19 protein-coding genes and 1 riboswitch are annotated in these 26,789 nt (G+C 59.2%); of the genes, 8 read left to right on the forward strand and 11 right to left on the reverse strand.

What is annotated here, in order from left to right:
- Positions 1-70: 70 nt before the first annotated feature.
- From Q1A00_RS13670 to Q1A00_RS13680, 3 genes are read right to left on the reverse strand one after another with little or no spacing between them, the layout of a single operon-like run.
- On the reverse strand, positions 71-4,303 hold the full coding sequence (locus Q1A00_RS13670) for a bifunctional RecB family nuclease/DEAD/DEAH box helicase (protein WP_298402445.1): 4,233 nt from the start codon (positions 4,301-4,303) through the stop codon (positions 71-73).
- Complete coding sequence (locus Q1A00_RS13675; RefSeq protein ID WP_298402444.1) at positions 4,287-4,790, reverse strand: YcxB family protein; 504 nt, start codon at positions 4,788-4,790, stop codon at positions 4,287-4,289. The genes Q1A00_RS13670 and Q1A00_RS13675 overlap by 17 nt, the downstream gene beginning before the upstream one ends.
- Before the next feature lie 12 nt (positions 4,791-4,802).
- Positions 4,803-5,216: an ATP-binding protein gene (locus tag Q1A00_RS13680; RefSeq protein WP_298402443.1), complete on the reverse strand. Its 414-nt coding sequence runs from the start codon at positions 5,214-5,216 to the stop codon at positions 4,803-4,805.
- 113 nt (positions 5,217-5,329) lie between these two features.
- On the opposite strand from Q1A00_RS13680, the gene Q1A00_RS13685 reads away from it, so the two are divergent.
- The 6 genes from Q1A00_RS13685 (at position 5,330) to Q1A00_RS13710 (ending at position 11,590) form a co-directional block, all read left to right on the forward strand.
- Positions 5,330-6,376, forward strand: a complete 1,047-nt coding sequence (locus tag Q1A00_RS13685) for a [LysW]-lysine hydrolase (protein WP_298402442.1) — start codon at positions 5,330-5,332, stop codon at positions 6,374-6,376.
- A 179-nt stretch (positions 6,377-6,555) separates the two neighbouring features.
- A riboswitch (cobalamin riboswitch) is annotated at positions 6,556-6,697 on the forward strand.
- Positions 6,698-6,842: 145 nt separating this feature from the next.
- Positions 6,843-7,904, forward strand: coding sequence for a prenyltransferase/squalene oxidase repeat-containing protein (locus tag Q1A00_RS13690; RefSeq protein WP_298402441.1), 1,062 nt, complete (start codon positions 6,843-6,845; stop codon positions 7,902-7,904).
- Positions 7,905-7,950: 46 nt separating this feature from the next.
- Entirely contained in the window at positions 7,951-8,688 is a 738-nt protein-coding gene (locus tag Q1A00_RS13695; RefSeq protein WP_299757350.1) for a hypothetical protein, read from the forward strand.
- A gap of 221 nt (positions 8,689-8,909) precedes the next feature.
- The gene (locus tag Q1A00_RS13700) at positions 8,910-9,521 is read left to right on the forward strand and encodes a histidine phosphatase family protein (RefSeq protein WP_299757353.1); all 612 of its coding nucleotides are present in this window, start codon (positions 8,910-8,912) and stop codon (positions 9,519-9,521) included.
- Between the two features lie 2 nt (positions 9,522-9,523).
- Positions 9,524-10,276 carry an adenosylcobinamide-GDP ribazoletransferase gene (gene cobS / locus Q1A00_RS13705; protein ID WP_298402438.1) on the forward strand — a complete coding sequence of 251 codons (753 nt, stop codon included), beginning with the start codon at positions 9,524-9,526 and terminating at the stop codon, positions 10,274-10,276.
- Between the two features lie 186 nt (positions 10,277-10,462).
- Positions 10,463-11,590 carry an energy-coupling factor transporter transmembrane component T gene (locus Q1A00_RS13710; RefSeq protein WP_299757356.1) on the forward strand — a complete coding sequence of 376 codons (1,128 nt, stop codon included), beginning with the start codon at positions 10,463-10,465 and terminating at the stop codon, positions 11,588-11,590.
- A 111-nt stretch (positions 11,591-11,701) separates the two neighbouring features.
- Here the strand turns inward: Q1A00_RS13710 and Q1A00_RS13715 are convergent, their stop codons facing one another.
- The gene (locus Q1A00_RS13715) at positions 11,702-12,436 is read right to left on the reverse strand and encodes a DUF5131 family protein (protein ID WP_298402436.1); all 735 of its coding nucleotides are present in this window, start codon (positions 12,434-12,436) and stop codon (positions 11,702-11,704) included.
- Positions 12,437-12,789: 353 nt separating this feature from the next.
- On the opposite strand from Q1A00_RS13715, the gene Q1A00_RS13720 reads away from it, so the two are divergent.
- Complete coding sequence (locus Q1A00_RS13720; RefSeq protein WP_299757359.1) at positions 12,790-15,471, forward strand: cation-translocating P-type ATPase; 2,682 nt, start codon at positions 12,790-12,792, stop codon at positions 15,469-15,471.
- Between the two features lie 212 nt (positions 15,472-15,683).
- Here the strand turns inward: Q1A00_RS13720 and Q1A00_RS13725 are convergent, their stop codons facing one another.
- Entirely contained in the window at positions 15,684-16,499 is an 816-nt protein-coding gene (locus Q1A00_RS13725) for a hypothetical protein (RefSeq protein ID WP_299757362.1), read from the reverse strand.
- Positions 16,500-17,039: 540 nt separating this feature from the next.
- Here Q1A00_RS13725 and Q1A00_RS13730 point away from each other — a divergent pair.
- A complete protein-coding gene (locus Q1A00_RS13730) occupies positions 17,040-19,994 on the forward strand; it encodes a G8 domain-containing protein (RefSeq protein ID WP_299757422.1) in 2,955 nt (984 codons plus the stop codon).
- A 126-nt stretch (positions 19,995-20,120) separates the two neighbouring features.
- Here the strand turns inward: Q1A00_RS13730 and Q1A00_RS13735 are convergent, their stop codons facing one another.
- The 6 genes from Q1A00_RS13735 to tig form a co-directional block, all read right to left on the reverse strand.
- On the reverse strand, positions 20,121-21,236 hold the full coding sequence (locus Q1A00_RS13735) for a glycosyltransferase family 4 protein (RefSeq protein ID WP_298401626.1): 1,116 nt from the start codon (positions 21,234-21,236) through the stop codon (positions 20,121-20,123).
- A gap of 572 nt (positions 21,237-21,808) precedes the next feature.
- The gene (gene upp / locus Q1A00_RS13740; RefSeq protein ID WP_298401623.1) at positions 21,809-22,441 is read right to left on the reverse strand and encodes a uracil phosphoribosyltransferase; all 633 of its coding nucleotides are present in this window, start codon (positions 22,439-22,441) and stop codon (positions 21,809-21,811) included.
- Between the two features lie 135 nt (positions 22,442-22,576).
- Complete coding sequence (locus Q1A00_RS13745; RefSeq protein WP_298401620.1) at positions 22,577-23,314, reverse strand: response regulator transcription factor; 738 nt, start codon at positions 23,312-23,314, stop codon at positions 22,577-22,579.
- A gap of 49 nt (positions 23,315-23,363) precedes the next feature.
- A complete protein-coding gene (clpX, locus tag Q1A00_RS13750) occupies positions 23,364-24,653 on the reverse strand; it encodes an ATP-dependent Clp protease ATP-binding subunit ClpX (RefSeq protein WP_298401617.1) in 1,290 nt (429 codons plus the stop codon).
- A gap of 52 nt (positions 24,654-24,705) precedes the next feature.
- Positions 24,706-25,368, reverse strand: coding sequence for an ATP-dependent Clp protease proteolytic subunit (locus tag Q1A00_RS13755; RefSeq protein ID WP_298482212.1), 663 nt, complete (start codon positions 25,366-25,368; stop codon positions 24,706-24,708).
- Between the two features lie 10 nt (positions 25,369-25,378).
- Positions 25,379-26,776, reverse strand: coding sequence for a trigger factor (tig, locus tag Q1A00_RS13760; RefSeq protein ID WP_298401612.1), 1,398 nt, complete (start codon positions 26,774-26,776; stop codon positions 25,379-25,381).
- Positions 26,777-26,789 lie beyond the last annotated feature (13 nt).

The following is a 26,789-nucleotide window of genomic DNA, read 5'->3' on the forward strand; positions in this document are numbered from 1 at the left end:
CGCTCTCTTCAGGGCAAAGGTTGGGAGAAATAGGTCAGCGAACGAATGGAGAGCAGGGGACATCGTACCTTCACCTCTCCTCTGCTCCTGCTCCCTGAAGGTTCCCCCACACCTCGACGGCAATACCATCACGTTCACCCTGCCAGAGCAGCACGCGGCAGGTGTCACGCAGCAGCCGTTTCCACAGTTGCGCGTGCTGAAAGATCTCTTCGTCGGTGGCGAAGAGCTGGAAGACGGTGCGGGCGGCGATTAAGATCAGCTTGTGGCGCGCGCGGCTGAGAGCAACATTGAGCCGGCGCGGATCGAGCAAGAAGCCGCTGGCGGCGCGCAGGTAGTCGGGGTCGCTCTCGGTGGCCGAGACGATGATCACGTCGCGTTCATCGCCTTGGAAGCGCTCGACGGTATCGACGGTCGCGCCATCGTGCTCGATCAAGAGCGCCTGCATAATCTCAGGCAGTTTTTCGCGCAGCGTCAGCCGTTGGGCGCGGTGCGGCACGACGATACCGATGCCGGTGGCGGCATCGAGGCCAAGCTGTCCAACTAATGTCTCGATCAGTGGCCGAATGAGGCTCGCCTCGAAGGGGTTGCTGTCTTGGCTCTGCGCCTCGTCGTGGACGATAACTACCAGTGGATGGTTGGGATGGAGCGCAGCAGCAACCATAGGGTCAGCAATCTGGGCGACAGCCAGAGTGGTGACACGGCGCGAAAAGTAGGGAATACCGTCTTGTTCGTAGATGACGCGGCGCAGAAACGCGGCCAGATCGCGGTGCAGGCGGAAGCTCTCGACCAACCGCGCCAGCGGCGGCGGTGGATCAAGGTTGAGCAGGGTCTCGAACAGCGAGGCATAGACGCGGTAGGCTTGGAAGGTGCGCCGACGCTCACCACGCCATTCGTGCTGCACAATCGGCGGCATCTGCCGGTGATCGCCGACGACAATCAGCCTCCCCTCGGCTTTGAGGCCCAATGCCGCCATACAGGCTTCAGGTAAGTTCATCTGCGATGCTTCATCGAGCAGCAGCAGATCGGCAAAGGGTTCGGTGTGGTAGCACTGCTCGCGCCGCAGCAACGACGCCACTGCAAACGGTGTGGCAGCGACGAAGCAGGCCGATGTATCAATGATCGGGCTGATGCTGTCGATGACCTGCACAGCCGACGATGGTTCGGCATTCTGCCTAGGACGAACTCGAAAAAGGGGTATGGTCAGCAGTCGTTCATCAAAATAGGCAGCGAACAGTTCAGGGCGTTGGTCGCGCACGATGGCAAGCTTTGCTTGCACCTCGCCAATCTTGCGCAAAAGCACATCGGTGGCAGCATGCGTCTTACAACTGAGCAATACGCGGCAGGGTTGGCCGGCAGCCAGCAAGCCTTGCATGCGGGCCAGCAGGGCAAAGGCCGACGTGTAGCTCTTGCCGGTGCCGGGCGGGCCTTGCACCAGCAAGGTGGGAGCATCGCCATAGTTGGCAATGTAATCCATCTGGTGCTCATCAAAGGGGTGCAACACACCAGCCTCGGCCAACACACGCAACCCCGCGACGAACTGGTCGTGCCCAGTTTGCGCCGTTTCCGGCAACGCGACCCGCACCCCGGCGGGATCGTTCAAGCGCACGTAGAGCGCATTGACTGCCCCTTTCTGCAATTCCCGCACTACCTCCATACAGCGCTGGCCATAGATGTCGTTGGGATCGGCCTCGATCGTATACAGCTCGCCGGCTTGCGGCCAACGCCAATTGCTGTTGAAGGTGAACCGTCGATCGCCTGTGCTATAGCGATGTTCAGGCTTCAGCAACACCCGTCCGTCTGCTTCAATCGCAACCAGCGTCGCCCGTGGCTGATAGAGCAGTTGGCGAACCGTGGTGGTGAACGGTTCGCGCTGGTCGGGTGGCAACCGTTCATCAACGCTCCAGCGCGGCGCGAGAATGACCTTATCGCCGGGCGAGAGACTAGTCAAGCGCAGTGTTGTTGCGAGATCGCACTCAACACCGCTGAGATCAATCCGCAGACACAGCGGCACATCAGGCAGCGGCAGCGGCTCGACCTGCTTTTTCTGCTCGGCCTTCAACCGCACCCCTTTCCGGCCACCGGTCAATTCAGCCTTCAACGCCTGCCGGCGCTCGTTTTCGGCCAGCGTCTCGAGCAAGGCCGGGTCTTGATCTTCCAACTCGTAGCGCACAATCAGGCTAGTACCGGCCAGTACCCGCTGTTCGGGCGGCGGCAGATGCTGCTGCCCCCATGTCACCAGCGCCACGTACCGCTCGAGCAACAGAAATTCGGCCAGCGCATCGGCCAAAGTATGCGCCCGTCGTGAGTAGTTGACAATGCACGAGAGATCAAACGCCGGTTTGGTTGTGCGCGGATTGCGCGGTACTTGATCGACCAGCAGTGCGATGGCATGTAGCCGCTTCTCGACAAAGTTGATGACATCTTGCCGCTTGACTCGCCGGTAATCAACCAAATCGTCATTGCCGTGACCGGGTGGCGGCGGTAATGCATCCCACGCTGCATACACATATTCAAGAGGTATCTGATTGTTGAAGCGTACCCGTCGGGTATACCAGCCCAAATCTTTGTCATTACCGAGATCATCGAACACGCGCCGGTAGAAGAGCCGGCGATACTCGCCCCAATCAAACCGCTGCATGTACGCCAAGCGCGCCAACGAGTCGTAGGCGAGCGGGTCGTTGCGGAACCGACGGCGCTCGCTGATTAGCACCGTTACCATCGGCGCTTCAAAACCGGCGCTCTGCGCCGCCAGATCGTAGAGTGGGGTCGAGCCAAAGACTTGAGGGTGGCGGGCCAGCCCGTCGAGCAGGTTTTGCAAACTGAACGAATCGGGCACGATTAGATGGATAGGCGCTTGCCGAGTCTCATCAGCCACCGCAACAATCGCCTGCAAGAGTTCATTGATCCATTCTTCCAGCAACTTCCCTTCATCGGCTGGCAACTGCGGCGGTTGGTCGAGTAATTTGATCAGTGTCCGTTCCTGAGAGGGGACACCGTTTCTATACCCAACCACCAGCGCACCGAGCAACACTAGCATGCCCTTCGTATGGTCGTAAAGCGGGTCAAGATAGACGGCGATCAGGTTGGGATGGAAATCGGCGCTTACAGCAGGCAACGAGCTATGGCCTTTGTAGGGCAGATAAGCGGTAGCTGTGAGCCGATCGCCACGCCAGCGGCGAAACGCGCGGGCGCGGTGAATCAACTCATCGAGACGCGGGGCCAATATGGGATGGCTGTGCAGTTGGTTAATCAATGGACGGTGGCTGTCCGGCGTGATCAACCGCTCGCCATCGAACTCTTTGAGCAGAGCCAGTTGGTTCGTGGTGGTAATACCGTGCGCGCGTAAAGCTGCCTTCTCCGGCTCGGTGAGCGACGGGATAAGTGAGAGGTCATCGTGGGTGGCAGCCCAGCGCATACACACTTCGTTATAGAGGCAGCCATCGCACTTAGCAGTGAGATGAAATGGCAACTCGGCAAACGGCGCAGTGGCGGTAGTCGCCAAAATCGATGTCGACCCATCGAGCAGGGTCTCAATCTCGGCGAGGTAAGGGGCAGGATCGGCAATCAGCTCAAGCTGAGCAATCGTCACACCGAGGAGATCAGATGCCTGCTGGCGCTCATTGGCCACCCGCCGCTGTTCAGCAGGGGTATGCTGCGGTGATGGTGTCTCACCGCGATAGAGCACGCCAAGCCGGATGGAAGCCAGCGTCACGCCGGCATCGCCCGTTATCTGTTCGAGCAGACGTTGGTAACAGGCCAACTGCAAGCGGTGCTCGATCTTGGCTGCCGCCGAACTTTTGGTGTCAATAATGATCGCATGGCAAGCGCCGGCATCATCGCAGGATAGCAACAGCAGATCGACATCGCCGCTCATCTCCCAGCCGTACACGCGCGCGGCTAAGCGGGGTTGAAACAGCACGTGGGTCGTGTTGGGCGTCAGATGCCGCAACTGGTCAATAACGATATGATTGTGATTAGACAGCAAAAAGTTGGGAACACCCTGTTGCCGGCGCTGCGCGCAGTGAATCGCCTGCGGAAACCGCTTGCGCACCTGCGCCTCGATCTCCTGCTCAAACTGGCGCCCAGCGATGGTCAGCATCGGCGGGAGGGGCTGAAGCGACATACCGTAGCGGGGCAGCCAACTCAGCTCCTTCCGGCGTTCGTGCAGGCGCAAGCGCAGATAGCGCCGGCACTGATCGAGCCGCAGGTACTGGGCTAGATCGGTGGGAGAAATCGCCTGCGGTTGGGCCGAGTCAAGCGCCAACGGCGGTAAGCGCTCATCTATCTCATGCTGCTGGCTCATCGAACACCCCCGGCTCTGGCTTGGGCTCGATCCGGTTGCGCAGCATGCGCTCGAAAGCGCCTACTTGGCGGGGGCCAATCGCGCGGGCCGAGATGAGCAACACCTGCCCATTGATCAGTTGCAGCTCGTAAACACCGCCAAGCTTGCGCCACGCGCGCACCTTCGACCATGGAATCTCGCTGCGCCCGCTGCGTGCGCTGACGATCAACGTCTCGCGTCCCAATTCGTAACGAGTTGGCTGGTAAATCGGTAGATCGCAGTTGCGGCTCTGGCGGTAGATCAGGACAAAACCGGTGATGGCGTAGACCAGAAACGGAATCCAGCCGCCGATCAGGGCTGGCGCTTGCGGGATGCTCGGATCGTAGATCACGAATGCGGTCAAGATAGCGGCGACAAACGCAAACACGTAGAAAATCGGCCGGCGAAAATAACGGCTCAGTGCATGGCGCGTAAACTCGCGCTGGCTAATAGTGCTCTCGATAATCATGGCCAGTTACCGCTAAAAAGCATTCCACTTCACCAGTATTAATTCATTTCCACCCTGAGGCAATACTCGATATTGTAAATCATCGAGCAGATGGCGCGACAAAAATAACCCCAACCCGCCGGCGCGTTGCTGGCCGCGCCCGATCAGATTGCGCGGCAGCGGCACATTGAGCGGGTTGAAGGCCGGCGCGGCATCGCAAATGCGCACACACAGCATATCACCGTCGTTCCAGACATCGACCCAAATGGGGCCAGCTTGGCCGCCATAGCCGTAGGTAATCGCATTGGAAATCAGCTCATTAGCCGCATACACAACATCGTCGATACTATCCCGGCGAGCGCCGATATTGCTGGCCGCATCAGTGATGAAACGCCGGATCTGTTTAAGGCTGCGTAGGTCGGCGTTAAAGACGAATGATGCGGACATATTATCTCCAGTATAGGTGGGGATTCGGCAAATATATCGTGCATGATACCATAGGGTGAGGAAGTAGTGAGTAACAATACCTCTGTTAGGTTATCGCTGAGGAGAGTTTGATAATGCATGAAGCGGTTGAATTTCTCATTCGCCTCTTGCGCACGCCATCGTTATCGGGCCACGAAGCGGCGGCGGTGCAGGTGATGGTCGAGCAGATGGCGGCTTTTGGCTGGGAAGCATTCGTTGATGAGTCGGGCAGCGCGGTTGGGCATGTGGGCACAAGTGGGCCGCTGGTGGTGTTGCTCGGCCATATTGATACTGTGCCGGGCGAGGTGCCGGTGCGGATCGAGGATGGTAAACTGTACGGACGAGGCGCGGTTGATGCCAAAGGGCCGCTGGCAACGTTTGTGTGGGCGGCGCGGCGGGCCGAATTGGCCGGCACGCTTAACTGTCGGCTGGCGATCATCGGTGCAACCGAGGAAGAGGCGGCCAGTTCGCGCGGCGCACATGCCGCCCGTGACCGGTATCGTCCGGCATTCTGCGTGATCGGCGAGCCAAGCGGTTGGGATCGGATCACGCTGGGGTATAAAGGACGCTTGCTGACGCACTACCGGTATCAGCAGCCGGCTGCCCACAGCGCTGGTGAACAGCGTGCCGCACCTGAGCAGATGGTTGATTTTTGGCGTGCAGTTGAACAACATTGTCAGCATGTGAATGCGGGGCGTGAGCGACTGTTCGAGCAGTTGATCCCCTCGTTGCGCCGCGTGAGCAGTGGCAGCGACGGAATCAGTGAATGGGTAGAAGCGACTGTTGGTCTGCGCCTCCCACCCGGCATTGATCCGCACGAGTTAGCCGAGACCGTGCGCAGGCTGGCCGGCCCGGCAGAGGTAGGATTTGAAGGGGCCTGTCCCGCCTTCCAAAGCTCACGCACCACGCCGCTGGCCAGCGCCTTTGTGCGTGCTATCCGCCAACACGGCGGTCAACCGGCCTTCTTGCACAAAACCGGCACTGCCGATATGAACGTGGTCGGGCCGGTGTGGCAATGCCCGATCGTCGCCTACGGGCCGGGCGACTCGCGCCTTGACCACACCCCCGACGAGCACGTCGAGCTGGCTGAATACGAGCGGGCGATTGCGGTGTTGGCCGAGGTGCTGGCGCAATTGCGGTGATGGGGAGGGAGTTAGGGAGATGGGGAAAGATTGACAATCCCGACTCCCTACTCCTTGCCTACAAACGGGCAAGCCGCTTGTAGCGAGAGGGTAGTAGGGAGATTGCCAAGCTCTACTCCATTGACGCACGGTAGCAATTATGGTACTATCGCCGCAATTGAATATAAGTAATTGCGGGGTAGCAACCCCGCCAGCAGGGAGCCCGGAGGAAGCGAAGGGCTTAATTGGGGGAAGTCCGGTCAAAGGCCGGCGCAGTCCACGCTACTGTAGGTCGCCATCGGCGACGAGCCAGAATGCCCGTCCCTGCTTGTTCGCTATCACACCCGCGCTGGAAAGGGGGTGAGGCGCGCGCAAGATTGGCGTTCTTTCTTGCCTTCGCACCCTTCCACAGCCGTGGAAGGGGTTTTTGTTGTCGGGGCAATAGATCTGTTGGATTGTGATGTTTTGTTGAACGAAAGGGATCTGCATGATGCGCCGGGTTTTTGCACTATTCCTTGCCACGGTGTTGAGTATCGCCGCTTGGCTGCCGGTCGCTGCGCAGGGCACGGCGGTCGAATCGGCGCTGAAATGGGTCGCCAGTCAACAGCAAGCCGACGGGAGCTTTGCCGGTTTTGGGCCGGGTGACACAGCCGACGCGATCGTCGCTTTCGTAGCTGGTGGTCAGCAACCGTCGGCCAATGCCGTGACCTACCTCGCCGGGCAGGCAGCCACCTACGGCACCTCATCAGCCGGTGCGACGGCCAAACTGATATTGGCCGCCGTCGCCGCTCAGAGCGATCCGCTCAACTTCGGCGGGGTCAATCTAGCCCAACAGCTTGGTTCAACGTACAACGCAACGACCGGTCAGTACGGTAGCGATGTGTACGGTCATGCGCTCGCATTATTAGCGATCAAGGCAATGGGTGTGCAACCGCCAGCGGCGGCGATTGACCGGCTGATCGCGCTGCAATTGCGCGACGGCGGCTGGAGCTTTGATGGCACGGCGGCAACCGGTAGCGATACGAACACCACGGCGTTGGCAGTGATGGCGCTGGCTGGCCGGGCCCGCGCCGCTGATGCGCTGAACGCGGCGCGGGCTTACCTGCGCGGCCAGCAAAACCCTGATGGCGGCTTCCCCTACTCGCAGACATCGCCGTTTGGCAATGCCAGCGATGCTAACTCGACGGCAGCGGTGACGATGGCCATCATTGCCCTCGGCGAAGATCCCAGCGGCGCAGCGTGGAAGCAAAGCGACGCGACGCCACTCAGTGCGTTGGCCGCCTTCCAAAACAGCAGCGGTGCGTTCCGCTATCAAAATGCGATGCCCGATGATAATGCGCTCGCGACCTATCAGGCTATTCCGGCGCTGGTCGGGAAGGCATTGCCGGTGGCGACGACCTCGATCCCAGCAGCGCAGAGCCTGATTGCGCCGGCGACTACGCTGCCGCGCACTGCTGGCGAAGCACAGCCGCTATTGCCGCTGCTGGCGCTGGCTGGCTTGCTGGCGTTGGCGGCAGGGCAAGCGTTGCGGCGGACGCAGGTAGGATAATGAGAAGATAGCTTGCAGGGCACAGCGCTGCTGTGCCCATACAGCGATGAAGCGAATTTTTCAACTTGTTGGCTTAATCGCGATCGCGCTTCTCTCTGGCGTGGCTGCCGCGCAACCGGCGGTTAACCGCGCCGGAGTAGTCGTGCGGTTTGGCAATGGCGAAGTTGTTACTGCGTGCGTCGAGTTTAGTGAGCCGTCGATCAGCGGATTAGAGCTGCTCGAACGTAGTGGCCTGCCGGTCATTAGCCAGCAAAGCAGCATTGGCGCAGCGGTATGCAAAATTGGGCGCGAAGGGTGTGATTATCCGGCCACCAGTTGTTTCTGTGCTCGCGATCAGCAGGGTCGGGCGGTGTATTGGGCCTTCTACCGGCGCGAAGCGGGTGGGTGGCGCTACTCTAACCTCGGTGCGAGTAGCGTGCGGGTGAGCGATGGCGATCTGCACGGGTGGGCATGGGGGCCGGGTGATGCCAGTGGCGGGGCGGTTCCGCCTCATCTGGAACTCGCCGATGTATGCCGGAGTGAAGCGGCGGAAGCGGCGACTATAGCGCCGACAGCGACGGCAGCACCTACCACAACGCCACCGCCGGCGGCGACGGCAACACCCACCGCAACGGCAGCACCTACCACAACACCACCGCCGGCGGCGACGGCAGCACCCACCGCAACGCCACCGCCGGCGACCGGCACTGCCGGGCAATGGCTGGGCTTTGCGGCGCTGGCGGCGTTGTTAATCGGCGGTATTGTTGTGGCGGCAACGAATCAACGAATGAGAGGAACGAATTAACGAATAGTGATGTACCAATGGAAAGCCGCACGGCGGTGTGGCTCCTACAGCGGCGTGATCATACGGCAAGGGTGGGAGGCGGTCGACGGCGGGGGGCCGGTCGAGGGTAACCCCGCACGGCAATGCGGCTCCCTGATCGAGCCAACGATACATCGTATTATCTCTCTGCAACGCCAATGCGCGTGCCGTCAATAGTGAGAGGATAGGGGGTTAACGACACAATGCGCACCAGTGTCTGGCTCGTTCGCCATGGCCAAACCGAAGCCAACCGTGCTCGCCGGTATCTGGGCCGTGGCGATAGCCCGCTGACCGAGTACGGCCTGCGCCAGCACGCAGCGGCGGCGAATCGGCTGCGCGCGTTGCCCTTTACCCATGCTATCGCCAGCCCTACCCAGCGCACGCGCGCGTTGGCTGCGGCCCTGCTGCAGCATCGTTCCATCCCGTTGCGTGAAGACTCGCGCTGGATCGAGGTTGATCAGGGTTTGTGGGAGGGACTAACCTACCGTGAAGTAGGGCAACGCTTCCCAACCGATGCCCAAGCACGTTGGGCGTTAGGGATAAACGGGCGACCTACCGGCGGCGAGAGTCTGGCTGAGGCGGCGACGCGGGTGGCGGCAGCGTGGCAGGAGCTGTTGGCAAACTATCGCGGCGGACGGGTTCTCGTGCTGACCCATGCCACACCTATTCAACTAGTGCTCTGTTTTTGTTGTAATATCCCGATCGCTGAACACTGGCGCTGGCGGATCGATTTGGGTAGCATCACTGCGCTTGATATCTACGGCGCGTCAATTATTATCCGCACGGTGAATACCGTGCCTCCTCTCGGAGGATGACTATGAGCGAATCGCCGGCTCGACCTGCCAATGGTCTGCTCGAAGCCATCCGGTTTCTCACCATTATCCCACTGCCCGGCCTGCCGCCGATGAACGAGCAGAGCGTGGCGCGGGCGATTCCGTGGTTCCCGGCGGCCGGGTTGGTCATCGGTGGTGCAATGGTCGTCGTCGATGCGGTTGCCCGCCCGCTTTGGGGTGATCTGGTGGCGGCAGTGTTGGTCGTCGCCACGTGGGGGATTGTCACGGGCGGCATGCACCTCGATGGTGTCAGCGATACGTTTGATGCAGTGATGAGCTGGCGCTCGCGTGAGCGCAAGCTCGAGATTATGAAAGACAGCCGGATCGGCGCGATGGGAGCGATTGCGCTGATCATGACCATCTTGCTCAAGGTGGCGTTTATTGCCGGCGCAACGGTGGTATGGCCGGCGTTGCTGTTAGCGCCGATACTTGGCCGTTGGGCTGATTGCTACGGCATCTATCGCTTCCCACCTGCCCGTGAAGGTGGGTTGGGCCGGATGTTTAACTCACACGTCCAGCAGCGCGATCTCTGGCTCTCGTCGGTGCTGATGTTGGGCAGCGCATGGCTGATCGCCGGTCTTGCCGGGATTGTCGCTGCGGCGTTGGTGCTCGCGGTCGCGCATCTGCTGGCACGCTGGTGGGTGCGCGATTTGGGTGGTCTTACCGGTGACACCTATGGCGCAATGTGCGAAATCGGTGAAGTAGTCGTATTGGCAGTGCTGACAGTAAGAATATGAACGCGATAACGCAAGGTCACAATGATGGCAACGGTGCGAAGGAGATAAGGATATTTAGTACGCCTTTGCGCACACCGCGCCTTGGCATTTCTAACGCCACGCACCTTCGCATCCGCTTTGCCTTGGTGGTGCCACACCTTGCGTCTTTGCTCACGCTGCGTCTTAGCGCTTGACGAAAGGCTCACTATGCACACCCGCACATGGCTTTGGTGGCTGGTCGCCGCTGCTGCGATCGCGACGCTGGCTCCCCACCCGCTCTACCATATCTTGTTGATGCTCGCAGTGACGTATGTCTTTACAGCCCGGCGCGACGATCGCCCGCTGGCGCACAGCTTCACGCTCTTTGCCCGCGCCGGCGCGATCCTCTGGCTCGGTTATATCATCTTCGCCGTGGTGACGGTGGGTGGGCCGCGCGGCGCGACGGCGCTCGTTACATTACCCGCTTTGCAACTGCCGATTTGGCTGGGCGCGATTGTGCTGGGTGGGCCGATCACCGCCGAAGCGCTTGCATGGGGAGCGACGCGCGGGTTGGGGTTGTGGGCCTTACTGCTGATCTTTGGCGCGTTTAATGCACTGGTTGATCACCACCGGCTGTTGCGACTAGCGCCGCGATCGCTCTTCCACGCGGGGTTAGCGATCACGATCGCAATTGCCTTTGCACCGGGGTTAGTGCGATCCATCCAAACCATCACTGCTGCCCAACGCGCGCGTGGTCATCGCTTTGGCGGCCTGCGCAGTTGGTGGGCGCTGGCCGGGCCGCTACTGGCCGGCAGCCTCGAACGGGCGCTGCAATTGGCTGAGGCGTTAGAGGCACGCGGTTATGGACGCACGCTTGCTGCAACCCCAGACACTGGACGGATGCTCATACTGCTGGCCGGTCTCAGCAGTCTTGCCGGTGCGTTGATCGGCTGGCTCTGGGCCGGCCCGGCGGCGTTTCCGCTGATGGCTCCGCTCGCCGGTGCCGGGCTGCTCCTCACCGGCTGGGCCGCCCGTCAACTCAGCCGGAGCGTGCCGCGCACCACCTACCGGCGCGAACGCTGGCACCGCCACGACACTATCGCCTGCATCAGCGCTGGCATAGCGTTGATCACCATTGCCGCGCTGCGCCTGCTCGAACCAGCCGTGCTGGTCTATTATCCCTTCCCAACCATCTCCCTTCCCACCTTCGATCTGCGGGTGGGCGTAGCCATAGTATTGCTGGCCGTGCCTGCCTTACCGCTACGCACACCCCTGCCGCGCCGCGCCCGCCGCATCGTTACCGATCGACGCGCTGCCCGCCGCACAGCAGCCCAACAAGGTGCGTTCGCGGATTGAGCGTGATGCGAGGGATTACACTGTGTACGAGATGACCGGGTGGCGATTGGCTCTTCGCTATGCGTGGATGACTGCTACGGGCGAGACGATAGGAGGGATGTGCCATGCGCCCTACGATACCTCTGCTGTTTGAACCGTCGCTCGTTGCGGCCATTCATCCCATGTGCGGCCATCGAGCACGCGACCGGTGCGATGTTTGCGCGGACCACCCCATTGCTTGAAGAAAAACGCCACTCCTGCCGCCTGACACTGATCGCGAATCTCGCGCACCCACGCCGGATCAATTGGTCGCGCTCCCGGCCCCGACTCGCCACCCACGATCACCCAATCGATGCCATCCAATGGAAGATTCGGCAATGGCCCCAACAACGGTTCGCACGACAGAAACTTGATCGTCGCGCCGGTCTCGCGTAGGCGATGGATACGATCAAGATAGTCGGCTCGCTCAACGCTGACTCCCATCCAAACATTTGATGGCCACGCTAGCAACGGATCAAGCTCGTGTAATCGTTCGGCCCGCTTGGTCAAGACCTGAAACGTATGCCAGTGTGCTTGGGTCATGACGGCAAAGACCTGCTGAATGAAGGTCACCGGCACATCGTGATGAAAGAGATCGCTCATCGAATTGACAAAGATCATGCGCGGTTGCTTCCACTGCAATGGCTCAGGCAGCGTGTTAGGGTGGAGCGTGAGACGAAACCCGTTGCGATACTTTTCCAGCCCCATTGCCTGTAAGCGCAACGCCATCCGCTCGGCGTAGCAATGTTTGCAGCCGGGACTGATCTTGGTACAGCCGGTGAGCGGATTCCATGTGGCTTCAGTCCACTCGATACTGCTGCGGGCCATAGTCTACTCCAAACAGAGGAACAAGCCGATCTATTTGTACTGTAGCACAAATGTTTAGGTCTGATGACTAAGAATATGATCAGCAATCTTGAGTGCGGTAGGAGCGCCTTTTGGATTGCCAGCAGCAAAGCAGAGCAAGTAGATCGGGTTGTTCCGTACATTGGTGAGCAGAATAATCTTATCCGTACCTATGTGTGCTATTGTAGAATAGACCACGGATCGGCACGGATGTGCCAGATGTTCCCGGATGATGTGATCCGTGCCCATTCCGCCTCAATCCGTGTGCGATTAAGAGACCACGGATGTTCACGGATGAGGCGATCCGTGTCCCATTAACACAGGAGCGCCCCCGCATGACAATAACCGCTCCGCCCTCCACCGAGTCGCGTTCATCGTGGCACGCTCGTGATCTCGCCGATGTGTACGCTGAATTGAACAGTTCGCCCCGTGGCTTGACCAGCACCGAAGCCACTCGTCGCTTGGCCTACTACGGGCCTAACGAGCTGCAAGCGGCGGCACGAGTGTCGCCGTGGGCTATCTTGCTCGCTCAGTTTCAAAATGTACTGATTATCATTCTGCTTATTGCCACTGGCCTCTCGTTGCTGCTCGGTCACGGCATTGAATCGATTGCGATCATCGTGATTGTGCTCTTCGCCGTGCTGCTCGGTTTTATCCAAGAATACCGCGCCGAGCGGGCGATTGAGGCGCTGCGCCGCTTGGCTGCGCCCAATGCAACGGTATTGCGCGATGGCGTTGAGCAAGCGATCCCGGCGCGCGATCTCGTTCCCGGCGATGTGGTGCTGGTGCGCGCCGGTGATCGGGTACCCGCCGACCTGCGCCTGATCGAGGCGGTGAATCTCCAGATCGAAGAGGCCGCGCTGACCGGCGAGTCGCTGCCGGTCGAGAAGACGGTTGATCTGCTCGTGCCGGCTACGGCACCGGTCGCCGAACGGCGGAATATGGTCTATGCCGGCACATCGGTAAGTTATGGCCGTGGGCGCGGGATTGTGGTCGCGACCGGCATGCAGACCGAGTTCGGCACGATTGCGACCATGTTGCAAACCATCGAGACCGGCCGCACGCCGTTGCAAGCGAATCTCGACCGGGTGGGGCATACGCTGGCGCGGGCGGCGCTGGTAATCGTCGCCGCGATTACCGTGCTCGGTCTCTGGCGCGGCCAGCCGCTGGTCGAGATGATCATCTTTGGGATTGCGCTGGCAGTGGCAGTGGTACCCGAAGCGTTGCCTGCCGTCGTCACTATCTCGCTGGCGATTGGCGTGCAGCGCATGGTCAAGCGCAATGCGCTGATGCGGCGCTTGCCCGCCGTCGAGACGCTCGGCAGCACATCGGTGATCTGCACCGACAAGACCGGCACCTTGACCAAAGACGAGATGACGGCGCGCCGGTTGTTTGTAGCCGGCCAGTGGTGGGAGATGACGGGATCGGGATATGCGCCAGAAGGTGAATTCCGGCTGGCGGATCGGCCTACCCCGCCTGATGAAGCCGTCCGCCAGCTCTTGCGCGGCGCGGTGCTCGCTTCCGACGCCCGCGTCGTCTTTCGCGACGAACGCTGGCAGGCGCAGGGTGATCCGACCGAAGCGGCTTTGGTAGTGGCGGCGGTAAAGGCTGGCTTAGTGGTTGATGAATTGATCACCCAAGCGCCGCGGGTGGCCGAAATCCCATTCTCGTCCGAGACCAAACGGATGATCACGCTCCATGATGAAGATGGCGTCACGGTAGCGTATGCGAAGGGAGCACCGGAGGTGATAGTGCCGGCGTGCAGCCACTGGCTATCGCCAACCGGCCTTGCCCCGCTCACCGATGCTGATCGGGCAAGAGTGCTAAACGCGGCCCAAGATATGGCCGGCGCTGCCTTGCGCGTGCTGGCCATCGCCACCAAAGCTCCGGCCACCCTAGACGATGCCGAACATGATCTGACCCTGCTCGGTCTAGTTGGTATGATCGATCCGCCCCGCCCCGAAGCGAAGACCGCCATCGCCACTTGCCAGCAGGCCGGCATCCGGGTCGTGATGATCACCGGCGATCACCCGTTGACCGCGACCGCTATTGCCCGCGAATTGGGTTTGCTCAGCCACGGGCGAGTCATGACCGGCAACGAACTCGATGCGCTCAGTGACGACGCCTTTGCCCGCATCGTCGAGACAGTGGATGTCTATGCCCGCGTCGCTCCAGCGCACAAGCTGCGCGTAGTAGCGGCGCTGCAACGCAAAGGCTACGTTGTTGCTATGACCGGCGATGGCGTCAATGATGCACCGGCGCTCAAGAAGGCCGACATTGGCATTGCGATGGGCATCACCGGCACCGATGTCACCAAAGAGGCGGCGGCGATGACCATTACCGACGATAATTTCGCCTCGATCGTAGCGGCGGTCGAAGAGGGACGGCGCATTTTCGGCAACATCAAAAAATACCTGATGTACTTACTCTCATCGAACATCGGCGAGATCACGCTGATGGCTGGCGCGACGCTAGCCGGCTTACCGCTGCCGCTCACCGCAGTGCAAATCCTCTACGTCAACCTCGCCACCGACGGACTGCCGGCGCTGGCGCTGGCCGTCGATCCGCCCGACGACGACCTCATGCGCCAACCGCCGCGCGATCCGCGCCGCGGCATCTTCACCCGCCCAGTGGTCGGGCTTATGATGATTGGCGGCTTCTGGTCGGCGCTGGTCAATCTATCGCTCTTCGGGTGGGCCGTGCAGAGCGGGCGTGGCATGGTTGAGGCGATGACCATGACCTTCGTCTCGTTGGTGCTCATCCAATTCTTCAAAGCCTACAACTTCCGCTCTGATCACCTATCAGTCTTTCACCGCCCCTTTGCCAACCGTTGGCTCAACCTCGCCATCCTCTGGGAACTGCTCCTGCTGGCGGGGGTGGTCTACGTGCCCTTCCTGCACGAACCGTTCGGCACCTTTCCGCTCTCACTCAATGATTGGCTGATCGTGGTGCTGGTAGCGCTGACGGTCGTACCGGTGTTGGAAGCGGCGAAATGGGTGTTGCGGCGGTTAACGTAATGGCGCAAGGACGGCAAAAAACGAAAAGGGGGCGAAGATCGCAAAGGTTTTTATGGATAAGGATGTAAGGGAGGATAGAGAACACCTTGTGATAGGTCTACAATTTACTATCATCTTAGCGCCCCCCAGCATTCACACATCTCCATCCAAAATCCTTCGCGCTCTTCGCGCCTTTTGCGCCTGTGCGTTAACCCCTGCGCGTCTTTAACAATTCACATTGCCTGCATCTCAGCCCGCCCCGTCGTTGCAAACAAGGCGCGGGCCAGCGGCACGTAGGCCGACGCACGCCGCACATAGTCGCGGGCGGTCGGGTTGGCCCGGATCACCACCGGATCAACGATGCCCTGATTGTGCCACGCGGCCAACGTGCGCCACGAAATCGGCTGACCTTCAACAGCAGCACGCAAGATACCGCGTTCGAGGTTAGCAGCAAGGTAGTTGATCGCTAACTCATCAGTGCTGATCTCAGCAGTGATCGCGGCAAACAAGGCCCGTCGATCGGAATACTGCGTCAGATCGATTTGACTGCCTTCCACCCGTAGCGGCACACGTAACATGCTCCCGTCAGCAAGCGGCACCTCACCAGCCAGTATCTCGGCCGCCACCGAGGGCCGCAGATTGGCCGGCCAGACGCTAAAATTGGCCCCCATGCCGCTCAAATTGGCTTGCTGTTGGGCAGCTTGGTACCACGGCGTCACCATCCGCAACGGCGGAGCCAGCTCCTCTGCCCACCCAAAGTTCTCGTTGTAGAGGATCGTTGCCATCACTACGGCAAACTCGCGGTCGCTCATCCCCGACAACTGCGGATGATTATGCCGCGCCGCCGCCGCTAGTATCGTGCTGCGCAAACGCCTCATTCGCGCCGCAAATGCAGGGCGTACATACGCTTCAATCGTCGGGCCGGGGCGAGTTGGCGGCGCCGTGCGCGCCTGCGGCATCGTCGCACGCGTTGGCAGTGAGCCAGCTAAGACTGCGTGATCCACACCGATCAGGCAGAGCGCGATGACGAGCACAAGAAAGCGTCGCATAGGCGGTGCCTGTCGCTAGAACTCTTTTTCAACCCTGCCCCAAAGACATCAGGCCGCGTTCGCTATGATGAAGACGCTAGGTAACAACGTGTGGTTGCATCTCCACATACAGGTGTCTGAAAAGAGCGGTGAATGGACGATAGGCGAGGATCCGTACTGACCATTCGCTACGCGCCAACGATACGATAAGCACACCTCAGCGCATCTTGTGTCTCCGAGTGAGCATTGTTCAGACACATCCTGTATATCCCTGCGTTGGCCTAGCTAGCAAGAGACTATGGGCTGATATTCGCGTTCATTCCATCCCTCGATTGCGCCACGAGCTATACATATCCTACCGGTCATCATAGAGTACATGAGCAAAGTACCATTGCTGTCAGCTCTAATTTCTAGGTACTTTTACTACATAGCGAAGAGCTTTCAAAATGAGCAACACGGTTAGTTGCACAACAGAAGTTCTCAGCACAGTGCAGTGCTACGTGTTCGTCGTGCTACGTCTTTAACCCACCCAGCATTCTAGAAAGATCTGCGTTGCCTGTGATGCATTTCCGTTTCTTGCGCGTTGGCGTGAGTGTTGGTCTATGCAGTTTGATCACGCTCTTCCTCATCGCACCGCTCATCTCATTGCTGGCTGCACCTGTATCGCCTGAGATTACTCTTTCTACTGATCAGAACTACGATCTCCAAGTTGTGGCCGGTCAAACAGTTCGTTGGCACAATACCAGCACAAGTCCGCATCGTTTGCGCGCTATTGATAACAGTTGGGCAACGCCACTCATTCAGCCCGGTGAAACCGTGACCCAGACCTTCACCATGCCCGGTCAGTCGTTATTCGTGTGCGATATCGATCCCACGATACGCGGTGTGGTGACAGTACAATCCGGCAACACCATTTTCGTGCCGTTGGTAGTCGGTCGCACGGTCGAGCGTTGGTCACAGCCGGGAACGTGGGGTGGCAGTCTACCCCAAGCCGGAGCGGCGGTCACGATCCCCGCTGGAAAGGTAGTGCTGCTCGATACCAGCCCGCCTCCGTTGCAGAGTTTACTGATCGAAGGCGAGTTAATCTTTGACCGGCGCGATCTCGACCTCACCGTGGGCTGGATTATGCTGCACGGCAATGGCCGGCTCCGCATCGGTAGTCCGAGCGAACCGTTCACGCATCGTGCAACTATCACCCTCAACGCACCCGACCCGAATGAAGATGTAATGGGTATGGGTACACGCGGGATTTTGTTGATGGGTGGCACGTTTGAGGCGTATGGCCTCATACCGAACCGGGTTTGGACAACGCTGAACGATCATGCTGCTGCCGGCGCTACCAATCTGACGCTGCGGGACACAGTGGATTGGCAGTCGGGTGATCAGATTGTGATTGCACCGACCGATTATTACGGCGTCGCCGAAACCGAACGTCTGACGGTACAGGCCGTGAGTGGCTCACACGTGACGCTGGCGATGCCGCTGACCAGAGCACGGTGGGGACGGTTGCAGTATGTCAGTCCAACGAGTCTGACCGAGACTCCTACTACCGCAGTGACACCGCTGGTGCTTGACGAACGAGCCGAAGTCGGCCTGCTTTCACGTCGGATCGTGATTCAAGGCGCTGACGACACGCTCTGGCGCGATCAACGCTTTGGTGCCCATATCATGGTGATGGATCATGCGGTGTTGCGGCTTGATGGAGTTGAGTTACGACGAGTCGGGCAGGGTGGTCGCTTAGGCCGCTATCCAATCCACTTTCACATAATTTCGTATACTGAAGATGGTCGCTTTATTGGTGACTCACCAGCACAGCTGGTCGCCAATTCAAGCATTTGGAACTCGGCCAACCGCTGCATTACTATTCACAGTACGAATGGTACAACCATTCGCAACAATGTTTGCTACGATATTGCTGGCCATGCCATTTTCCTTGAAGATGCTGTCGAGCGCCGGAATGTGATCGAAGGCAATCTGGTGCTGCGCGTGCGTCAGCCACCACAGCCACTCTTGCCAAGCGATCGCAGCAGCTTCCGACGCGGGCCGTCAGGGTTTTGGCTGACCAACCCTGATAACGTGGTACGCGGCAATGTCGCCGCCGATACTGCGGGCAACGGCTTTTGGCTCGCCTTCCCGGAACGATCGCTCGGCCCAAGCAAGCGGGTTCCAATGCGTCCGAATGTTATCCCGCTTGGCATCTTTAGTCATAATGTTGCCCATTCCAATAGCAAGCCGGGGATCAACATCGATTTTGCACCGGTCGATGATGAAGGAAATACCGCTGAACGTAAGTATACGCCAACCAATGATGGCGAGCCGTACCGCGTATCAAACGGCGTTCGCTTCACTCTTAGCGACATCACCACCTACAAAAACAATGACAACGGATTGTGGAATCGGGTCTCGTTGCCGGATTATGTGCGTTTTGTCGCGGCAGACAACGCGGGGATGTTCTTCGCCGGCGCTGGTGACAATGGCAAAATCTACGATTCGCTCATTGTCGGTGAAAGTCTGAACAACCACAACGTGCCTGTGTCGTTGTTTACCAACCAACCAAATGCTGCGATCGCCAGCTATCACAGCACGTTCGATATCTTCGACAACGTGATTGTGAATTTTCCGCTACATCCCCGCCCTGATCGCGCCAGCGGCGCATTTGCGACGAACGATTATTACACTCGTCCGGTCGATCGCGGATTAGTGCGCAATCCGAATAACCGATTGATCAACGCCCATCCGGGCCGACGGGTGATCTCGCCCAACATCCATACGCCAACCGGCAATGCAACGCTTGCCGGCGCGCTCTGGGATCCGCACGGGTATTGGGGGCCGGCCGGCAACTATTGGGTCTACGATATACCCTTCCTCACCGCTGGTCAAGAGTGTGGAGCAGTTGAACCAGTTGGGCAAAATGGCCGCAGTTGCCGCGGGCCGTACTATGGGGTAGCTGGTTTCAGAATTGATAATAGTGATCTATATAAATCGTTGATGCCACTGACCATCACCCGCCTTGATGCCGACAATCAACCAATCGGCCAGTGGGTGGTCGAAGAGGGCTTTAGCGGCATGCGCAATACGTTCGCTATCATGCAATGGATGCGCCATTTCGCTACTGTTTCGGGTGGTCGCTACTTGGTTGAGTTCCGTGATGGCTCAACCAGCTTACCACCACCAACCCACGAGCTACGGTTGTTACTCTCGAATATGCATACGACGTCCGATCAGATCATTCTTGGCGTGCCTTTTAGTAGTGGGAGCGGAGTGGTTGCCTATCTGACGACCCGCGAGCTATATCAGAACGCAGAGGCGGGAGCGCCCGAACGTCGCGATTTGATGCCGGTGAATTCGTTTGCCGCCATGTTGGCCACCGACAACAGTATGTGGCACGACCAAGCCAACCAGCGCGTATGGATCAACGTGCGCGGCGGGGTACCGATATTCGGCGACGAACTTGCAGATCCGTTGTCGGATGCGTCGCTCTACCGCGAGACGAACGTGCGCATCTACCGACCATAGTGACCCCTGAACCGAAGGGCGCCCCCCTCCCGCGTGTGGGAGAGGGGACATAGCCGGTGGTGGCAGTAACTATCATCTGCGCGCCCCCCTCCCGCGTGTGGGAGAGGGGCGTAAAGGCTGACCGTATCACGCGACTCCCGGCTTTGGTTGCAATCCTAGGAGCACGAGCAATACCGCGCTGCCAAGCACAATCAGCGCCACCAATTTCATCAACGGGGTAAAGAAATCGAGCAGCCCAATTGCGCCAAAAGCGATGCTTAAGCCGTAGTAACATGCCACCACCTGTCGCTGGCTCAAACCGAGATCAAGCAGGCGATGGTGCAGATGGTCGCGTCCGGCTTGTGCCGCCGAGCGCCCGCCCAATGTGCGGGTCAGAATCAACCACGCCATATCCACGATCGGCACCCCAAGCACCAGCAAGACCGTTGCCAGCTTAGCCCCGCCGATCAGGGCGCAGATGCCTAGCGTGTAGCCGATCGCCATTGCCCCCACATCACCCATAAAGATGCGGGCCGGATGGGTATTGTAGAGCAGGAACGCCGCACACGCGCCACTCAGCGCCAGCGGCAGCAGCGCGACCGTCAGTTGCGGCGGGTCGAGCGTCAGGGTGTGCAGAGCCAACACCAACCCGGCAATCAACGTTACTCCCGCCGCTAACCCATCGAGGCCATCGATCCAATTCACCATATTCTGCATACCCACAATCCAGAACACGGTAGCAGCGATCGCTAGCCATGGGCTAAGGTTGTGCAGATGAATCTGGTTCACAAAGGGAAAATTGAACGCAGTCAGGATAATCCCGCGCGCCTCAGTCGGCTGGCCGAGCGCGTCGGGGTAGAGGGTGTGATCCCACAGATACGGACCGACGGCGATCAAGGCAGCGCCAATATGAACGGCGAGGCGCGGTAACGCCGGTAAATCGTACAGGTCATCCAGCAAACTAACAAAGGCGATAATTGAAAGGCCAATCAGCAGTAACCCAATGCGCAGATGTTCAAACGACGAACGGGATAATGTCGGATCGAGCTGCTCGAATACGAGACTAGCTATAAGGGCGGTCACCAAACCGGCGATGATTGCCAACCCACCCACAACCGGCGTTGGTTCGCGATGGACATGGCGCGGGCCGGGTTTGGCCACCCATCCCTCGCGGCGTGCCAACCTGATCAGCGGTGGGGTGAGCAGCGCCGTGACGGCGAAGGCGATTAGCGGCGCGCCGAGCAAGGCCAATGTGACAAGCATGCAATAGTCACTGTCCCTCAAAACGCAAAACTCCCGCTTATGATATGAGGAAAGCCGCCTAAACGCAACATCGCAACGAAATGAGCCATTAGCAGCGTTATTGTGCCATTTCCGCCTGTCATTGCGCCCTCCCCCCACTGGTCATTGCGAGCCGCCGCAAGGCCGCGACGCAATCTTGTGCGAGGGCGGGAGAAGGCTGGTTAGGCATCCGTATCCACTGAAGCGGGAGATGGCTGCGGGAGCTGCGCCCCTTCGCACTGACAACTATTACTACCCGGAAATGACGCAGGCGGTTGACGGGACTGTGCCCCCCTGCACTGACAACCACCCATCCGGCGAAGCAATTCTTCGCGGGAGCGGAAGGAACCGGTGTAAGCATCTGTTCCGCTACAGGGGGGATTGCTTCAAGGGTAGGGCGTCCCGCTGGGCAGGTTCGCCCCACCCCTTCGCACTAACAAGCGGGCATGCCCCACCTCACCCATTCGCACGATGCACGCGATTTGCGTCATACGAGGATATATACGCTCCCCCTCTCCAAAGGCATAGGCGAGGGAGCAAGGGGGTGAAGGTCGCTACCCCGTTCCGAATTGGCGGTCGCCAGCATCACCAAGGCCGGGCACAATATAGCCACGCTCGTTGAGATGACTATCAATCGCTGCCAGATGGATAGCAACATCGGGATGTGACTCAGACAACGCGCGCACCCCTTCAGGCGCCGCGATCAAACCAAGAAACTTAATCCGTTGCGCACCCCACCGTTTGAGAATATCCACCGCTGCCACCGCCGAACCGCCGGTCGCCAGCATCGGGTCAACGATAATCGTGAGGTCAATATCCGGCTTGCTGGGCAGCTTGTTGTAATACGTCACCGGCTGCAAGGTTTCGTGGTCGCGGTAGAGACCGAGGTGCCAGACATGCACTGTCGGCAGAATGTCAACAATCGCCTCAGCCATACCTAGACCAGCGCGCAGAATGGGGATGATGCCGATTCGCTCGGCCACTTCATAACCCTCGCAATTAGCCAGCGGCGTCTCGACAGTCAGCGGCGCTAGCGCCAAATCTTGCGTTGCCTCATAAAACAACAACTGGGCAATCTCGCGCACCAATTCACGAAACTTCTTCGGCTCAGTCCACTTGCTGCGCAGGAGCGCCAGTTTGTGTTGCACCAGCGGATGGCGCGAAACAAACACGTGTGAGAAGGGCATATTCAGTTCCTGCCTTTATAGACATATGACGCAAAAACGCGAAGCTGCGAAGAGTGTTGCGGACTAAAACAGCACTATGCCTGCCCACCAACCTCTTTGCGCTTCGGCGTCTTTGAATAAAACCCGCACTCCGGTCTATGATCGCTCGAGCTTGTACCCGACGCCGCGCACCGTCAGAATGACCTTCGGTTTAGAGGGCTCCACCTCAACTTTTTCGCGCAAACGGCGCACGCAAACATCGACCAGATTGGTCTCACCGACATATTCATAGCCCCACACCTCGCGGAACAACACCTCGCGGGTGAAGACCTGCCCGGCGTTGGCAGCGAGGAAATAGAGCAGCTCAAACTCCATCGGCGTCAGTTTAATCTCAGCGCCGCGCACCGACACTTTGTGCGCGATGGCATCAATAGCGAGATCTCCCACTTGCACGAATGTTGGCGCAGTGCGCGCCTTTTGCATGTCTACCCGGCGCAAAATCGCTTCCACGCGAGCCACAAACTCGGCTACTTTGAACGGTTTGGTAATATACTCATCGGCGCCGCGCCGGAACCCTTGCACAATGTCATCGGTGCCATCCCGGGCAGTGATGATCACGATCGGCACATCGCTCTTGGCGCGAATGCGCTCGCAAGCATCGAAACCGTCAACAAAGGGCATCATCACATCGAGAAAGACCAGATCGAACTGGTCTTTCTCGAAGGCGTTCAAGGCATCCATGCCATTCGCCACCACTACTGTTTCATACTGTTGCGCCGGGAGGGCAGTCTGGATCAGGCGGCCAATCGAGGGATCGTCATCAGCCACCAAGATCCGGCGTTTGGGCGGCGGTTGATCGGCTGCGCGTTGTGATGTGCGATGAAATAATGGCATACGGATTCTTCGTTCGTTAACGTCGGGCCGCACGCCGTGCGGCTCTACATTAGACGGCTTCGTCTAGCCGGCGGCGGTAATCGGCCCGCGGCACTAGAATCGGTCGGCCACGCCCCTGAATAACCTCAGCATTGACAATGCAGCGCCCAATATGCTCTTGCGACGGGATCTCGAACATCACTTCAAGTAAGACCTCTTCGACAATACTGCGCAAGGCGCGGGCGCCGGTACGAGCATTCATAGCGCGATCAACAATCGCTTCAAGGCTGTCGGGCGTAAACTCCAGCTCGCAATGGTCAAGCGCGAACAGTTTCTGATACTGTTTGATAATCGCGTTGCGCGGCTCGGTCAAGATACGAAGCATAGCCTCGCGGCTCAGCGGATCGAGTGCGACGATCACCGGTAACCGCCCGACAAACTCAGGGATGAAACCGAAACGCATCAAATCATCAGGAGTAATTTGGGCTAGCAACGCGCCCTCTTCATCGATCGTCTTCACCGGATTGCTGCCAAAGCCGATCGCCTGCTTGCCACGCAGCCGTTTGGCGATGATGTTGGTAATTCCCTCAAAGGCACCGCCACAGATGAACAGAACGTTCGTGGTGTCAAACGGAATATACTCTTGTTGCGGATGCTTACGACCGGGTAGTGGCGGCACATGTGCGACGCCACCTTCAAGGATCTTAAGCAGTGCCTGCTGCACGCCTTCACCCGACACATCGCGCGTAATCGAGGGGTTATCCGACTTTCGTGCGATCTTGTCAATCTCATCGATATAAATAATCCCGGTCTGGGCGCGTTCAACATCGCCATCGGCAGCTTGGATCAAGCGCAAGAGAATATTCTCGACATCTTCACCCACATACCCAGCCTCGGTCAACGCGGTAGCATCGGCAATGGCGAACGGCACATCGAGAATACGCGCCATCGTCTGCGCTAGCAACGTCTTGCCGCTACCAGTCGGCCCAATCAGCAAAATATTACTTTTGCTAATCTCGACATCATCGATTCGGGCGCCGGCGCGCACGCGCTTATAGTGGTTGTACACCGCCACCGACAAAGCGACTTTCGCCCGATCCTGCCCGATCACATACTGATCGAGCTTTTCGCGGAGCTTGCGTGGCGTCGGCAAGCGCGCGGGGCTAGGTGGTGGCGTGCGCCGCGACGCCGGTGTCTTCTGATCGCTCTCTTCGGCGATAATGGCGCTGCACAGCGCCACACACTCATCGCAGATGAAGACATTGCCGGGGCCGGCGATCAAGCGTTGCACTTCGTCTTGTCCGCGCCCGCAGAACGAGCAGGCATACGGATCACGACCGGGATTGCGGGTACGAGTCATGGGGAATTCTCCAGACGGGCGGGCGCCAGCGGTCACGCCCGCCCGGGTGTCGCTACTTCTTATCCTCGCGGGTGAGGATTTCATCAATAATGCCGTACTCTTTGGCCTGTTCTGGCGTCATGAACAGGTCACGGTCAAAATCCTTGGCAATCCGCTCGATCGGCTGGCCAGTGTCTTTGGCCAGCAGTTCACGCACCACCTGTTGCAGACGGAGCAGCTCGCGCGCCATGATCTCAACGTCGGGCGCGTAGCCGCGGGCGCCGCCGCCAGCCGGGTGCATGTGAATGGTCGAGTGGGGCAGGCTGTAGCGCTTGCCTTTAGCCCCGCCAGCCAGAATCGGTGTCGCCATACTGCCGGCCATGCCGACACAGACCGTCGCCACATCAGGCCGGATGTGGTGCATCGTGTCGTAAATGCCCAAGCCGGCTGTAACCGATCCGCCCGGACTGTTGATGTAAAGCCAAATGTCGCGATCGGGATCTTCGCTCTCAAGGAAGAGCAACTGGGCGACGATCAGATTAGCGATCTGATCGTCAATTGGTGTGCCCAAAATCACAATCCGCTCTTTTAACAAGCGCGAATAGATATCAAAGGCGCGTTCGCCGCGGCTCGTGCTCTCGACTACCATCGGAATCAGCAATTCCGGCCGTTGCGAGAGCCACTCTGGGCTGGGCATGCTACGCCAATCATGACTGTAGCGTGTTGACCAATTCATACGGTACTCCTCACGATTCAGTTATTGCACGGCTGGATTGATCTTCCGTTGCAGTCGTTTCAGAGGCCGGTTCTGCGTCCGGAGCTGCACTCGATTCGCCGCGGGCAATCTCGGCGAGGCGAGCGCGAAGTTTCTTATCAAGCACCACATTCGCTACCGAGGAGCGCATTTGGGTGTTGAGCATCTCTCTGAGTTGAGGTCGCCGCTCTTCCTCATAGTCGGCCAGAATGCGCTCGATCTCGGCTGCGATCTCGTCGTCGGTGACGGTCAACCCTTCCTGCTTAATCACTTCGCTGAGCGCCAGCGTCACCTTAGTCTGCCGTTCGGCTTCGGGCAGTAGTTCATCAACCGCCTGATCGTGAGTAATGCCGCGATACTGCAACACCTGCTCGAGGGTGATGCCGTAGCGCGCATACTGCTGCTCTTGGTCGTGCAGCATCGAGTGCGCCAGATCGCGGATCATCACATCGGGAATATCGAAGGTGGTCTGCTCGACCAATTGCTCAAGGTAGGCGTTGAGCAACGCTTGCTCGGCACGGCGGCGCTCGGCCTCTTCGAGATCAGCCCGCACCTTGGCCTTCAGCTCGTCGAGCGTACCGGTGAAATTCACCAGCCCCGGCAGCTCTTCCCATGCCGGCACGATCCGGCGTTGAATACCCAACACTTCAACCTTGAACGTCACCTTCTTGCCGCGGATCGACTCTTCGGCATGATCGTCGGGCATCGTCGCGACAATCTCTTTCTTCTCGCCAACGTTCATGCCGATCAGCCCTTGATACAGCTCATCCACCAGCCGGTTCGGCTCGAGGTCAAGCTGCTCTTCCGAGCCGGAAGCCTCTGGCTCAGCTTCGGATTCGTCGCTGGCCTCGGCCTCATCCTCGTCGCCCTCGACCTTAGTACTGAGCAGCACGCGCAGCCGGTCACCCTGCTGGGCTGGACGCGGCTCGTCAAGCTCTTGCAAGATGACGTGTTCTTCGCGCATGCGTTCAAGCTCAAGCTCGACCATCTGATCGGTCACCGGTTCGACGTTCAGCGGCACACGGATGCTGCGGTAATCGGCGAGTGTGACCGTCGGCGGCACCGGCACCTTGACCGTAAAGATAAACGGCTCCAGCGAGTCGATCCGTTCGAGGGCCGGCGGGCCGATCACTTCGATCTGCTCTTGCTGGATGGCCTTCTTATAGGCATTATTGATGAGATCCTCGGTTGCCTCTTCGATCAGCGCCGCGCGCCCGAAGGTGCGTTCAATAATAAAGCGAGGCGCTTTGCCGGGACGGAAGCCGTGAATGGGAAACTTCTGCGACAGACGGCGCGCCGCCTGCTCGAGGCCGCGCTCGAACTGATCTCGGTCGATTTCAATCTGCAATGAGATGAGACTCTTTGGCAGTTTTTCGGTCGTAACTTTCACGGTGGTATCCTTA

Source organism: uncultured Chloroflexus sp., from assembly GCF_938091255.1.
Taxonomy (GTDB): Bacteria; Chloroflexota; Chloroflexia; order Chloroflexales; family Chloroflexaceae; genus Chloroflexus.